Raw genomic sequence first — 13835 nt, 5'->3', positions numbered from 1 at the left:
AGCAAGCTTTGCTCTCACAACGCCTGGGTCTACCGTTCGGATTTGGGTGTTGCAACCTTGTCCCGTAAGTACACCGGTTGTGCATCGTCGGCCGGGATGGCTTCGCCGCGCTCCCAGGCGAAGCGGGCCAGGGTCAGCAGGTCTTCGGCATGGGGCAGCATCGAGGCGTCCTGGCCGCTGAGGGGGACGGCAATCCGCTCGCCGTAGCCCCAACCGGTCCCGGCGCCGAACCAGTCGCCGCTGGCGTTGGCAGGCAACGCCGCCGCTTCGGGGGGGAGCACCGCTTCGGCGCCCACCAGGCGCATCTCACCCTCGGACTCGCGGTAGCAGCCCCAATACACCTCATCCATGCGCGCATCGATGGCCGCCGCGACCTGGCTGACGCCCTGTTCACGCAAGGCGCGCTGGGCGAGTACCGCCAGGTTGGACACCGGCAACACCGGCCGCTCCAGGGCAAACGCCAGGCCCTGCACCACGCCGACGGCAATGCGCACGCCAGTGAACGCTCCCGGCCCACGACCAAAGGCAATCGCATCCACCGCCTGCAAGGTGGTCCCTGCATCGCTGAGCAATTGCTGGATCATCGGCAGCAGCTTCTGGGCGTGCAAGCGCGGGATCACCTCGTAATGGCTCGTGACCTTGCCGTCGTGCAGCAAGGCAACGGAGCAAGCTTCAGTCGCGGTATCCAGGGCCAGCAAGGTGCTCATCGGTGTGTCCGTAAATCAGATGGGGAAAAGTGCGCCAGTATAAACAACTACGGCCCGCAAGCGGGCCGTTGTTATTTGCTGCACAGCAGACTTGTCAGCTCAGTGCTTCAAGCACCTTGCCGGTGATCGCTTCAACCGAACCAACGCCCGCGATGTAGCTGTACTTGGGCTTGCCCTGGGTCTTGGCGGACAACTTCTGGTAGAACTCCACCAGCGGCTTGGTCTGGGAGTGGTAGACCGACAGGCGATGGCGCACGGTTTCTTCGGTGTCGTCCTTGCGCTGCACCAGTGCTTCACCGGTGATGTCGTCCTTGCCGGCGAGTTTCGGCGGGTTATAGACGGTGTGGTAGACACGGCCGGACGGCTCGTGGACACGACGACCAGCAATGCGTTGAACGATCTCCTCGTCGTCGACGGCGATTTCGACAACGTGATCCAGCTCCACGCCAGCCGTAACCAAGGCTTCGGCCTGCGGAATGGTGCGCGGGAAACCGTCGAACAGGAAGCCGTTGGCGCAATCGGCTTGAGCGATGCGATCCTGGACCAGCGCGATGATCAGGTCATCCGACACCAGGCCGCCGGCATCCATGATGCTCTTGGCCTTGACGCCCAGCTCGGTGCCGGCCTTGACCGCGGCACGCAGCATGTCGCCAGTGGAGATTTGCGGGATACCGAATTTTTCGGTGATGAACTTTGCCTGAGTACCTTTACCGGCCCCGGGAGCTCCCAGCAGAATGACGCGCATCGATGTGCTCCTCAATTTTTTTATGTAAACGCTCGGATTCGCCTCGTGGGGCCAATCTCGGAAAACAGGATCGTGACCGCCCAAACGGCCAAAGGCTGATCAAGATACACAGCAGGCCCGACCCACACAAGCCGCCGAAAGTCGAAGGAACCCGCGCCTGACGCGACCTTGGGAGGAGGTGGCGATCGTCGCAACCGGACAACAAACTGTCGCCCGACCGACCTCCTCCCTGCCCACCCGGCCTCCGCCCGGGGGATACCGGGCGGGCCGTTTCGGTACGCCGCTTAACCTTAGCCGGTGTTGCGCAAACCGGCGGCAATCCCCGCCACAGACACCAGAAGCGCCTGTTCCACGGGGCTGCCCTGGGCAACTTCCTGCTGCCGCGAACGGGCAAGCAGTTCAGCCTGCAACAGGTGCAACGGGTCGAGGTAGGTGTTGCGCAGGCGAATGAATTCCAGAGTGTCAGGGCTATGTGCCAGTAGCTGCGACTGACCGGTCAACCCCAGGACCACCGAGCACGCCTGCGACAATAGGTCGCGTAAATGCTCGCCCAACGGTAGCAACCCAGGTTCGACCAAACGCTCATCGTAGGAGCGCGCGATGTCCGCGTCGGCCTTGGCCAGCACCATCTCCAGCATGTCGATGCGGGTGCGGAAAAACGGCCATTGCTCGCGCATCTGCCCCAGCAACTCGCCCTCGCCGCGCTCCAGCGCCTTGCCCAGGGCGGTCTCCCAACCGAGCCAGGCCGGCAGCATCAGGCGCGTCTGGGTCCAGCCGAAGATCCACGGGATCGCCCGCAGGCTTTCGATGCCTCCGGCCCGGCGCTTGGCCGGCCGGCTGCCCAGCGGCAGACGGCCCAGTTCCTGCTCCGGTGTGGACTGGCGGAAGTACTCGACGAATTGCGGATTTTCCCGCACCACGGCGCGGTAAGCCTTGACCCCGTCGGCCGCCAGTTCATCCATCAGATGACGCCACTGAGGAGTGGGTGGCGGCGGTGGCAGCAGTGTCGCTTCCAGCACGGCGGCGAGGTACAGATTGAGATTCTGTTCGGCGATGTCCGGCAGGCCAAATTTGAAACGAATCATTTCACCCTGCTCAGTGGTACGGAACCGCCCGGCCACCGAACCCGGCGGTTGCGACAGAATCGCCGCGTGAGCCGGACCGCCGCCACGCCCCACGGTGCCTCCGCGGCCATGGAACAACAGCAGTTCGACTTGCTGTTCGCGACAAATGTCCACCAGCCGTTCCTGGGCTCGATACTGTGCCCAGGCCGCCGCTGTCGTGCCGGCATCCTTGGCCGAATCGGAATAGCCGATCATCACCTCCTGAGGCCCTTGCAGCCGCGATCGATAGCCCGGCAGCAGCAACAATTGCTCGATCACCGGCCCGGCGTTGTCCAAGTCGGCCAGGGTCTCGAACAGCGGCACCACCCGCATAGGTCGCAACACGCCGGCCTCTTTCAACAAGAGCTGCACCGCGAGCACATCGGAAGCGGCGCCCGCCATCGAGATCACGTACGAGCCCAGGGACGCCGCCGGCGCCGCCGCCACTTCCCGGCACGTGGCCAGAACTTCCGCCGTATCGGCCGACGGTTTGAAATGTGCGGGCAGCAGCGGACGCCGGTTGTTCAGCTCCTCCAGCAGAAAGCTGATGCGCTGCTCCTCGCTCCAGTCCTCATAGCGGCCCAGGCCCAGGTAGTCAGTGATTTCAGTCATGGCTGCGCTGTGGCGCGTGGAGTCCTGGCGTACATCGAGGCGCACCAGAAACAACCCGAACGTCACCGCCCGGCGCAAGCAGTCGAGCAGCGGCCCGTCGGCGATCACGCCCATGCCGCACTCGTGCAGGGACTGGTAGCAAAGCTCCAGCGGGTCCAGCAGTTCGCGGTTGTTCTGCAGCACATCGGCAGAGGCTGGGGTAGTGACTTTCAGGGACGCGTGCGCCCAATTGCGCGTGGCGCGCAGGCGTTCACGCAATTGCTTGAGCACGGCACGGTAGGGTTCAGCGCTATCACCGGCCTGGGCGCGCAAAGCCTCGCTGGCTTTTTGCATGGACAGCTCAGCCGCTAGGTGGTCAACGTCGCGCAGGTACAGATCCGCCGCCATCCACCGCGCCAGCAACAGCACTTCGCGGGTTACCGCAGCGGTGACATTGGGGTTGCCATCCCGGTCGCCGCCCATCCACGAGGCAAAGCGGATCGGTGCAGCCTCCAGCGGCAGGCGCAAGCCGGTGGCGGCATGCAGGGCCTGATCGGCCTTGCGCAGGTAATTGGGAATGGCTTGCCACAGCGAATGTTCGATCACCGCAAAGCCCCACTTGGCCTCGTCCACCGGGGTCGGCCGGGTGCGGCGTATTTCTTCGGTGTGCCAGGCTTCGGCGATCAGCCGTTGCAGACGCTCGTGGATTTGCGCACGTTCGGCGCTGGTGAGATCGCGGTGGTCCTGGGCCGCCAGTTGCGCGGCGATGGCATCGTATTTCTGGATCAGCGTGCGCCGGGCCACTTCCGTGGGGTGGGCGGTGAGCACCAGCTCGATTTCCAGCCGTCCCAATTGCCGCGCCAGGGACTCGGCGCCATGGCCCTCGGCCCGCAATCGAGCAAGCAGTTCGGGCAACACCCGCGCCTCGAACGGTGCCGGTTTGGACTCTTCGCGTCGGTGGATAAGTTGATACTGCTCGGCGATGTTGGCCAGGTTGAGGAACTGATTGAACGCCCGCGCCACCGGCAGCAGTTCGTCCTCGCCCAACTGATTGAGGCTGGCGCTCAGTTCGGCGTCCATGGAGCCGCGTCGATCGGCCTTGGCACCCTTGCGGATCTGCTCGATCTTGTCGAGAAACCTGTCCCCGTACTGTTCGCGGATGGTGTTGCCCAGCAGCTCGCCGAGCAGGTGAACATCCTCGCGCAAGCGTGCATCGATATCGGTCATCAGCAGTTCTCCAGCAAAAGGTCCGGACAGCTCTTGGGTTAGACGTTTTACAGAGAGTGCCGACGCAAGACGTTTATGACAAGCGACGAGGGGACATTAAACCTTGTCGGACAAAGCTAGTCTTAACAGTAAGCCACACAACGGCTTGTCACTCTGCGCGCCTGCCATCCGCGGGCTATTGAGGCCATCATGAAAATCCGTGAGCTCGCCCAACACTGGGAAGAAAACGCCAAGGGTTGCCTGACCCAGACCGGCTACACCATTCACCTGGACGTGGAGGCCGCCGCACGACTGGCGGCGATCTGCGAGATGTACCCCAAGCGCCAACCCGAGGAACTTCTCGGCGAATTGATCGGGGCGGCGCTGGAAGAACTGGAAGCCAGCTTCCCTTACATCAAGGGCTCGCAAGTGGTGGCCACCGATGAAGAGGGTGACCCGCTCTACGAAGACGTCGGCCCGACCCCGCGTTTTCTCGCTCTGTCGCGGCGTCATCTGCATCAACTCTCCTCTCAGAACGACAAGTCCAAGCACTAATTTTCTTTAGGAGCGGGGCTGCGATCTTTCCCAGACGACAGATCAAAAGATCGTCCGAACGCAGCCCCAGCCTTCGCCAGTTCCTACATGCGCTCCCCACAAAAACGCACGCCTCCTACGCCGGGAATACCGCTACGCGCCTTGAAAGTTCAGCTTTTCTGGCGCTGACCAACCAGTCAGCAAAACTTTTGGCGATTGGCCATCCTCGCTGAACTTTTGAAAAACGCCTCAGGTCACACCGAGTAACCATACTGGAACGGTCGTTTAAATAAACGCGCCCCGGCGCCAGCGCCGAAACAGACGTCCCGGCTTCGGTCCCAGCATGGATCTGTAGTTTTTTCAGGAGTTTTCCAATGGAGTTGAAGCCTATGAATACCTGCACTGCCAAACCCTCATCCACTGGCCTGCGCGGCCTGAAGTTGGCTGCCCTGGCTATCGGTAGCAGCTTCATCCTCGCCGGTTGCGCCGGCAACCCGCCCTCGGAGCAGTACGCGGTGACCCAATCGGCGGTCAACAGCGCCGTCAGCGCCGGCGGTACCGAATTCGCCGCCGTGGAAATGAAGTCGGCCCAGGACAAGCTCAAGCAGGCCGAGATCGCGATGCACGACAAGAACTACGAAGAAGCCAAGCGTCTGGCCGAGCAGGCCGAGTGGGACGCCCGCGTCGCTGAGCGCAAGGCCCAGGCCGCCAAGGCCGAACAGGCTCTCAAGGACTCCCAGAAAGGGGTTCAGGAACTGCGTCAGGAAGGCATGAACAAGCTTCAGTAAGCCGTTCACGCCGCGACGTACTTCTCATTGATAAAAGGACGACAGACTATGATGCACAAACACTTGATGATCCCCGCCCTGCTGGCCGCCTGCGTCTCGCTGGCCGCGTGTTCCACAGATCCGAACGCTAATCTGGAACAGGCCCGTACCAACTACAACGGTCTGCAGGCTGACCCGGCGGCGACCAAGGTTGCAGCTCTGGAAACCAAGGACGCCGCCGACTTCCTGGCCAAAGCCGACAAGGCTTACATGGACAAGGAAGATGAAGCCAAGGTCGACCAGTTGGCCTATCTGACCAACCAGCGCGTGGAGGTGGCCAAGCAGACCATCGCCCTGCGCACCGCTGAAGCCGAGCTGAAAAACGCCGGTGATGAACGCGCCCGCGCACTGCTCGAGGCCCGTAACGCGCAGATCAAGCAACTGCAAGACAGCCTCAACGCCAAGCAAACCGAACGCGGCACGCTGGTGACCTTCGGTGACGTGCTGTTCGCCACCAACAAGTCCGAGCTGCGCTCCAGCGGCCTGGTCAACGTGAATAAACTGGCCCAGTTCCTCCAGGAAAACCCCGACCGTAAGGTGATCATCGAAGGCTACACCGACAGCACCGGTTCGGACTCCTACAACCAGTCGCTGTCCGAGCGCCGCGCCGCTTCCGTACAACGCGAGCTGGTAAAAATGGGCGTAAACCAATCCCGCATCGTGACCCAAGGTTACGGCAAGGAATTCCCGGTGGCGGACAACACCAGCGTCTCGGGCCGTGCCATGAACCGTCGGGTCGAGGTGACCATCTCCAACGACAACCAGCCAGTCGCCCCGCGCTCGACCATGAGCGCCAACTGATCGGCTGACTGCAAGCAAAAGCCCCGCCTGACGTGATCAGGCGGGGCTTTTTTATCGGCCAACACATTTCCCTTGTGGGAGCGAGCTTGCTCGCGATAGCGGTGGGTCAGTCAATGCAGTTGCAACTGGTCCACCGCTATCGCGAGCAGGCTCGCTCCCACAGGGAAATTGAGGCTGGGTTATGGCTCAAGCTTCTGCGGCGTCTCCTGCCCCATGCAGCGCACCGCACGCTTTTTCTCATTGATCAGCACGCCGGTCAGGCCTTTCTGTTCGGTGTCGAACAGCACCAGCACACCATCGATGCACTGGGCGACCTGGGGGGCAGGCTCCAGGGCGACTTTGTAGTCTTCGCCCGGCACGGTCTTGAGCATGGTGAACTCGTTGAGCAGCAACGCATCCTCGGGTTTGGCGAAGTGCAGGTAGCCGTAGTACCAGAGCACCGCGACGGTGCCGAGGATACTGCAGATACCGGTGATGATCAGGGGGATGGCGTTACGTTCTTCGCTCATTGCGGGCTCTCTGAAGATTCAACGGATGATTTCGGATAATTCGGGATCTCGCCCAGGCGACGCAGGCCGTCGAAGTGCCAGGGGTCGTCGAGATAGCGCAGCATCACCGTTCGCCAGACCGGGTCGGCGAATGTCTGCACATGCCCACCGCGAGTCAGTTGCAGGACCCGGGGCGGCGGCGCAGCTTGATACAGACGGATGCCGTTGGAAAGAGGCACGATCGGGTCATCGAGGCTGTGGTAGATCAATTTCGGTACGCCCTTCAATTGCGCCACCGAACCGATTGCACTGTCACCGTCCGGCACCAGCCAGGACAGCGGCACCTGCAATGCCCAGGTCAGCCATGAAGTACTCAGGGCGAAACGCCCTACGTCGCGATAACTGGCGGGCACGCCATCGAGCACCAAGGCCTTGAGTTGCGGCTGACGCTCGGGATGATCGGCCAGGTAATGCACCGCCAGCGCGCCGCCCAGGCTCTGGCCGAGCAGCACCAGAGGCTTGCCTTGAACCTGTGGCGCCTGGTCGAGCCATTTGAACGCCGCGTCGATGTCCTGATAGATCGCCGGCAGGCTCGGCTCGCCTTCGGAGCGGCCGTAACCGCGGTAATCCACCATCAATACCTGGTAACCCTGCTCGGGCAACCACCAGCTCCCCCCCAGATGCCAGGCCAGGTTGCCGCCGTTGCCGTGCAAGTGCAGTACCGTGCCCTTGACCTCCACCCCTGGTTTGACCGGCAGCCACCAGCCGTGGAGCCTGACACCGTCGGCGGTGGTCAGGGTGACGTCGCGGTAGTCGAGCTTGGCCCGTTCCGGGGTAAAAGGCAGGCCGCGTTCGGGGTAGAACAGCAGGGAACTGCAACCGCTCAGGGTCAGCAGCAGGCATAAGATGCCGAGGGTTCGCATCCGGTGAAACCTCGCAAAAAATAAATGAAACACCGTCCCCTGTGGGAGCGAGCCTGCTCGCGATTGCGGTAGAACGGTCAACATCAATGTTGACTGGAACATCGCAATCGCGAGCAGGCTCGCTCCCACATTTTCAACCACATTGTATTCAGAGGATATTGGAATAATCCGCTTCGATCCGGTCCAGGCTCAGGTGGTTGAGGAAGTTGGAGAAACACATCCAGGCCGACAGCGCGTTCATGTCGCGGAACTGTTCCGGCAGGTATTTGGGCGGCACGACCAGGCCTTCGTCCACGAGTTGGCGCATCGTGCGCATGTCTTCAAGGGTGGTTTTACCGCAGAACAACAGCGGCACCTGCTCCAGCTTGCCTTTGCGTACGGCCAGCTGAATGTAGTTGTAAACCATGATGAAGCCCTTGAGGTAGGACAAGTCTTTGGTGAATGGCAGACCCGTCGGCACCGAACCACGGAAAACCCGGCTGGCGTTGCCGTAGCTTTCGCCCATCTCAAAGCCCTGCTCACGGAAGAACTCGTATATCTGCAGAAAGTCCGCCCCCTCCTCCACCATGTGAATGGCCCGGGTGCGATTGGTCAGCTTGCGCAGGCGACTTGGGTAAGAGGCGAAGGTGATGATCTCCATCAGAATCGCCAGGCCTTCCTGGGTCACCGTGGACGAGGGTGGCCCCTTGGACAGGAAGGTGCAGATCGGCTGATTCAGGCCATTGAGGGTGGTGCCGACGTGCACCAGACCTTCATGGACTTCCAGGGCCCGAACGTCACGGTCGTTGAACATCGCATCGGTGCGAATCTTGATGTAATCGGCGCCAGCCGCCGCATCGGCCACGATCCCGTCGGACTCGAACACCCGGATGGTTTCCTCGGCCTCACCAAAAACCCGGTTGAGCCGATGCTGCAGCAGGCTGACAGCGTCCTGGGCGGTCAGAATCTTCGGCTCGTCCTTCAGGTCGCCACGGCCATCAATGTTGTTCAGGTAATCGGACAGCATCAAGCCCAGGTCAGCCAGGGTCGGGTCGCCGGCGTGGAACGCATCGGAGGCGGCGCCATACAACTCCTGGGAGATCAGCCCGAAATCCTCGGTGCCGCGTGCTTCGAGCATGCGCACCACCATGCGGTATTCCTTGCACATGCGACGCATGATCTGGCCGACCGGGTTGAACTGCCCGAGTTGACGGGTGATGTCGCGTTCGATGTTCTGGAATTCCAGCTTCACTTTGCTGGAATCGAACGACAGGGGCCGGTTGAGGTAATAGTCGCGGTCCACGGCGGGCATTTCCTTGCCCTTGGCCTTGAGGAAACCCTTGCGGATGCTTTCGTCCCACTTTACTGCGTCGAGAATGCGAATCGGCGTTTGCGCCAGCACAATGCGATCGGACAAGGTGCGTATCGTCTGCTGGTAATCGTCCACCCGGAACTCCTGTGAAAAAACGTCCGCTTGTTGCAATTATTGGGATTTGACCAGCCGCTGGTAGCGCACGGCCTCCGAGAACACATCGGAGTTGGCCGGGTCGTCGAGGTAACGGAAAACCGTACCCATGTCGCTGTCCACCAGCACGCCGTCACCTTCTTCGCTCTGGTTCGGCTGGCCACTGAGGATCTTCTGGCTGATGGCCTGGTTGATCTGATCCATATCCAGGTTGTAGATCACCAGTTCCTGCTTGTCGGTCAGTTCAAAACCGGCGATCACGAAATGCCCTCCAAAGCGGGCCGGCACCTTGGCCGACAGATACCAGCGGCTGCCGTGACGGGAGACGGTCACCGGGATGGCTTCGCGCTCCAGCGGCCTGGCCCTGAAGTAGGTGACGGCTTGATACCGGCGCGGCCCCACTTCATCCAACTCCAGGTTGAGCGGCTCGCCCCAGGCGTTGGTACTGGTCCAGTGGCCGACCAGCCCTTGGGGCGCGGCTTCGCTGTCGGGCAACGGCGCCTTGAAGGACACCAGGCAGCCACTGAGCAGCAGCAACGACACGGCCATTACAACGGCACGCCAGGCTTTCATTTGAACTCCCTATGGCATACGACGCCTAGTCTTTGTGAGGAGCCTTTGTGGCGAGGGAGCTTGCTCCCGCTTGAGTGCGCAGCGCTCACAAAAGGGGCCGCTACGCAGCCCAGCGGGAGCAAGCTCCCTCGCCACATGTGGTGCTCCTGAAAAACTAAACCGACGCCAATACCAGATGCATGTAGCGGGTCAGGATGCCGAGCATTTCTTCTGCCGCTACCGGCTCGGCGCCATTGAGTAAGCCTTGATATTCCATCCGTCCGATAATCGCCGTCAACACTTTGGCATCCTGCTGGGGTTCACGCGAGCCCAAAACCTGGAAAAACTGACAAGTGCCGTGCAACAGGATCTGCTGGTGAGAGCGCACCAGCTCCGCCAGGCGCGGGTTGAGCAGCGCTTCCTGACGAAAAGCCTGTTCCGCCATCAGGTATTCGCGCCGGCTGTGCAATTGATGCTGCACGTAGTCGGCAGTCATCCGGGCGATGTCGTCCGCCAGCTGCGAGCGGGATTCGGCGCTGCCGTCTCCGTAGGCAACCATCTCCCGCAGCAGGCCTTCATTGTTGGTCCACAACTTGGCCATGAACGCCGCGCTGCGCTCCACGTACTGGGCGAAGGTATCGGTCAACAGGTCATCGATGTCCTTGAAATAATAAGTCGTGGCCGACAGCGGCACACCCGCTTCGGCGGCCACGGCGCGGTGGCGTACCGCCCGCACACCATCACGCACCACAATGCGCATGGCCGCATCGAGAATCTCCTGGCGACGCTGTTCACTGCCCTGCCGGCTGGCCTTGCGACCCTGGTACTGAACACTTTCAGCGACAGCAGTGGCGACGCCCGCCGCACCTTCTGGAGCCATTACACGATTCACGACAGGTCTTTCCTCGCTATTTCAAAATTAACCAATTGATACGTTTGTACCAGACAGGCAATAAAAAGCCGCCTGTTCGAGGCGGCTTTTTAATTGAAACACTTACGCTTGGGGCCGCATGTGCGGGAAAAGAATGACATCCCGGATCGACGGTGAGTTGGTCAGCAACATCACCAGGCGATCGATGCCGATGCCTTCGCCGGCCGTCGGCGGCATGCCGTACTCAAGGGCGCGAACGAAGTCGGCATCGTAGTGCATGGCCTCGTCGTCGCCGGCGTCCTTGTCGGCCACCTGGGCCATAAAACGCTCTGCCTGATCTTCTGCGTCGTTGAGCTCGGAGTAGGCGTTGGCGATTTCGCGACCACCGATGAACAGCTCGAAACGGTCGGTCACGCTTGGGTTCTCGTCATTGCGACGGGCCAGCGGCGACACTTCGAACGGGTACTGGGTGATGAAATGCGGCTGCTCCAGCTTGTGCTCGACCAACTCTTCGAAAATCATCACTTGCAGCTTGCCCAGACCCTCGAAGCCGAGCACCTTGGCGCCGGCCTTCTTGGCGATGGCGCGGGCCTTTTCGATGTCCTGCAGGTCGGCCGCGGTGATGTCCGGGTTGTACTTGAGGATCGAGTCGAACACCGACAGGCGCACGAACGGTTCGCCGAAATGGAACACCTTGTCGCCGTACGGCACGTCGGTGGTCCCGAGCACCAGCTGCGCCAGTTCGCGGAACAGCTCCTCGGTCAGGTCCATGTTGTCTTCGTAGTCGGCGTAGGCCTGGTAGAACTCGAGCATGGTGAACTCGGGGTTGTGCCGGGTCGAAACGCCTTCGTTACGGAAGTTGCGGTTGATCTCGAAGACTTTCTCGAAGCCACCCACCACCAGGCGCTTGAGGTACAGCTCTGGCGCGATACGCAGGAACATTTCCATGTCCAGGGCGTTGTGGTGGGTTTCGAACGGCTTGGCCGCCGCACCGCCGGGGATGGTCTGCAGCATCGGCGTTTCGACTTCAAGGAAGTCACGCTTCATCAGGAAGCTGCGGATGTGGGCGATGACCTGCGAGCGCACGCGGAAGGTCTGGCGCACGTCTTCGTTGACGATCAGGTCGACGTAACGCTGACGATAGCGTTGCTCGGTGTCGGTCAGGCCGTGGTGCTTGTCCGGCAGTGGGCGCAGGGACTTGGTCAGCAGGCGCACGTTGGTCATTTCGACGTACAGGTCGCCCTTGCCGGAACGGGCCAGGGTGCCTTCGGCGGCAATGATGTCGCCCAGGTCCCAGGTCTTGACGGCGGCCAGGGTTTCTTCCGGCAGCGTCTTGCGGTTGACGTAGACCTGGATGCGCCCGGTCATGTCCTGGATCACCATGAACGAACCACGGTTGAGCATGATACGACCGGCCACCTTGACTGGAATCGCCGCCTCGGCCAGCTCTTCCTTGGTCTTGTCCGCATACTGCTTCTGCAAGACGTCGCAGTAGGCGTCGCGGCGGAAGTCGTTGGGGAAGGCCTGGCCCTTGGCGCGCTCGGCAGCAAGCTTTTCCTTGCGCAGGGCGATCAGGGAGTTTTCTTCCTGTTGCAGGGCTTGCGGGTCGAGTTCTAGGTCGCTCATGTCTTTAAAGATTCCATCACAGGTTCGTTGCCCCCGGCCCCGGGCCGGAGTTTGCGGCCAGGCCTCGCTCCTGGGTGGAAGCGCGCCTGCCCGCCGCATGGGTGTCGCGTTACAGCCCTTGTTTGAGGCTGGCGATCAGGTATTCGTCGATGTCGCCATCGAGCACCTTGTCACAGTCGCTGCGTTCGATGCTGGTGCGCAGGTCCTTGATGCGCGAGGCGTCAAGTACATACGAACGGATCTGGTGACCCCAGCCGATGTCCGACTTGGTGTCTTCCAGGGCCTGGGACGCCGCGTTGCGCTTCTGCACTTCCTGCTCGTACAAACGGGCCCGCAGCATTTTCATCGCGGTGTCTTTGTTCGCGTGCTGGGAGCGTTCGTTCTGGCAACTGACCACAGTGTTGGTCGGTACGTGGGTAATCCGTACGGCCGAGTCGGTGGTGTTAACGTGCTGGCCACCGGCCCCGGAGGAACGGTAGGTGTCGATGCGCAGGTCCGACGGGTTGATGTCGATTTCGATGTTGTCATCGATTTCCGGCGAAACGAACACCGCCGAGAACGACGTGTGACGACGGTTACCGGAGTCGAACGGGCTTTTGCGCACCAGGCGATGCACGCCGATCTCGGTGCGCAGCCAGCCAAAGGCGTATTCGCCCTTGATGTGCACGGTGGCACCCTTGATTCCGGCGACTTCACCGGCCGACAGTTCCATGATGGTCGCGTCGAAGCCGCGTTTGTCGGCCCAGCGCAGGTACATGCGCAGCAGGATGTTGGCCCAGTCCTGGGCTTCGGTGCCGCCGGAACCGGCCTGGATGTCCAGGTAGGCGTTGTTGGCATCCATCTCGCCACTGAACATGCGCCGGAATTCCAGCTTGGCCAACGCCTCCTCGAGGCGTGTCAGCTCGGCGACGACATCGCCGACGGCACCTTCATCGTTTTCTTCGACAGCCATGTCCAACAGGTCGCGGCAGTCGGCCAGGCCGCTGGACATTTCATCCAGGGTCTCGACGATCTGCGCCAGCGCAGCGCGCTCGCGGCCCAGTTCCTGGGCGTACGACGGGTTGTTCCAGACATTCGGATCTTCAAGCTCGCGATTGACTTCGGTCAGACGCTCATGCTTTTGATCGTAGTCAAAGATACCCCCGAATAGTTTCGGAGCGCTCGGACAGGTCCTTGATGGTGTTCAGGATCGGGTTGATTTCCATGGCGGGCAGCACTCGTTGGCGAACTTTTGAAAGCCGGCGAGTATAACGTAATCAAGCGCCAGCGGCAGCCCGCCTGGCGGCTTTAGGGACACCAATTCTTGTGGCGAGGGAGCTTGCTCCCGCTGGGCTGCGCAGCAGCCCTAAAAAACACAGCTCAGTCAACCTGACTCACCGAGCTATCTGGTTTCGGGGCCGCTACGCGCCCCAGCGGG

At 61.5% G+C, this 13835-nt stretch carries 13 protein-coding genes; 3 read left to right on the top strand and 10 right to left on the bottom strand.

What is annotated here, in order from left to right:
- Nucleotides 1–29 precede the first annotated feature (29 nt).
- The 3 genes from tsaB to ppc all read right to left on the bottom strand — a co-directional run bounded on the left by tsaB (nucleotide 30) and on the right by ppc (nucleotide 4373).
- Nucleotides 30–707, bottom strand: a complete 678-nt coding sequence (tsaB, locus tag T3A99_RS21585; RefSeq protein ID WP_047227536.1) for a tRNA (adenosine(37)-N6)-threonylcarbamoyltransferase complex dimerization subunit type 1 TsaB — start codon at nucleotides 705–707, stop codon at nucleotides 30–32.
- Nucleotides 708–801: 94 nt separating this feature from the next.
- Nucleotides 802–1452, bottom strand: a complete 651-nt coding sequence (adk, locus tag T3A99_RS21580; RefSeq protein WP_047227535.1) for an adenylate kinase — start codon at nucleotides 1450–1452, stop codon at nucleotides 802–804.
- A 290-nt stretch (nucleotides 1453–1742) separates the two neighbouring features.
- The gene (ppc, locus tag T3A99_RS21575; RefSeq protein WP_274090890.1) at nucleotides 1743–4373 is read right to left on the bottom strand and encodes a phosphoenolpyruvate carboxylase; all 2631 of its coding nucleotides are present in this window, start codon (nucleotides 4371–4373) and stop codon (nucleotides 1743–1745) included.
- A gap of 189 nt (nucleotides 4374–4562) precedes the next feature.
- Between ppc and T3A99_RS21570 the strand changes: the two genes are divergently transcribed.
- The 3 genes from T3A99_RS21570 (at nucleotide 4563) to T3A99_RS21560 (ending at nucleotide 6514) form a co-directional block, all read left to right on the top strand.
- Nucleotides 4563–4907, top strand: coding sequence for a hypothetical protein (locus T3A99_RS21570; RefSeq protein WP_047227533.1), 345 nt, complete (start codon nucleotides 4563–4565; stop codon nucleotides 4905–4907).
- Nucleotides 4908–5260: 353 nt separating this feature from the next.
- Nucleotides 5261–5674, top strand: a complete 414-nt coding sequence (locus T3A99_RS21565) for a DUF4398 domain-containing protein (protein ID WP_047227532.1) — start codon at nucleotides 5261–5263, stop codon at nucleotides 5672–5674.
- Between the two features lie 51 nt (nucleotides 5675–5725).
- The gene (locus T3A99_RS21560) at nucleotides 5726–6514 is read left to right on the top strand and encodes an OmpA family protein (protein ID WP_160891745.1); all 789 of its coding nucleotides are present in this window, start codon (nucleotides 5726–5728) and stop codon (nucleotides 6512–6514) included.
- Between the two features lie 179 nt (nucleotides 6515–6693).
- On the opposite strand, the gene T3A99_RS21555 is transcribed toward T3A99_RS21560, so the two are convergent.
- The 7 genes from T3A99_RS21555 to prfB form a co-directional block, all read right to left on the bottom strand.
- Nucleotides 6694–7023 (bottom strand): hypothetical protein, encoded by a 330-nt coding sequence (locus T3A99_RS21555; protein ID WP_047227531.1) that lies wholly within the window; start codon nucleotides 7021–7023, stop codon nucleotides 6694–6696.
- Complete coding sequence (locus T3A99_RS21550; RefSeq protein ID WP_076386204.1) at nucleotides 7020–7925, bottom strand: alpha/beta hydrolase; 906 nt, start codon at nucleotides 7923–7925, stop codon at nucleotides 7020–7022. The genes T3A99_RS21555 and T3A99_RS21550 overlap by 4 nt, the downstream gene beginning before the upstream one ends.
- Before the next feature lie 148 nt (nucleotides 7926–8073).
- Nucleotides 8074–9351, bottom strand: coding sequence for a flavohemoglobin expression-modulating QEGLA motif protein (locus T3A99_RS21545; RefSeq protein WP_047227529.1), 1278 nt, complete (start codon nucleotides 9349–9351; stop codon nucleotides 8074–8076).
- Nucleotides 9352–9387: 36 nt separating this feature from the next.
- Entirely contained in the window at nucleotides 9388–9942 is a 555-nt protein-coding gene (locus T3A99_RS21540; RefSeq protein ID WP_274090889.1) for a hypothetical protein, read from the bottom strand.
- A gap of 154 nt (nucleotides 9943–10096) precedes the next feature.
- On the bottom strand, nucleotides 10097–10813 hold the full coding sequence (locus T3A99_RS21535) for a TetR/AcrR family transcriptional regulator (RefSeq protein ID WP_047227527.1): 717 nt from the start codon (nucleotides 10811–10813) through the stop codon (nucleotides 10097–10099).
- Between the two features lie 102 nt (nucleotides 10814–10915).
- The gene (gene lysS / locus T3A99_RS21530) at nucleotides 10916–12418 is read right to left on the bottom strand and encodes a lysine--tRNA ligase (RefSeq protein WP_107321556.1); all 1503 of its coding nucleotides are present in this window, start codon (nucleotides 12416–12418) and stop codon (nucleotides 10916–10918) included.
- A 109-nt stretch (nucleotides 12419–12527) separates the two neighbouring features.
- Nucleotides 12528–13623 (bottom strand): peptide chain release factor 2 gene (gene prfB, locus T3A99_RS21525; RefSeq protein WP_107321555.1). Its coding sequence is split into 2 segments (ribosomal slippage): nucleotides 12528–13550 and nucleotides 13552–13623, totalling 1095 coding nucleotides; the frame shifts between segments, so codons are not numbered across the junction.
- Nucleotides 13624–13835 lie beyond the last annotated feature (212 nt).

It is taken from the genome of Pseudomonas sp. N-137 (assembly GCF_034555295.1).
In the GTDB taxonomy this organism is placed as follows: Bacteria; Pseudomonadota; Gammaproteobacteria; order Pseudomonadales; family Pseudomonadaceae; genus Aquipseudomonas; species Aquipseudomonas rhizophila.
Note: the sequence above shows the minus strand (reverse complement) of the source record. Positions and strands in the feature narration are given on the sequence as shown.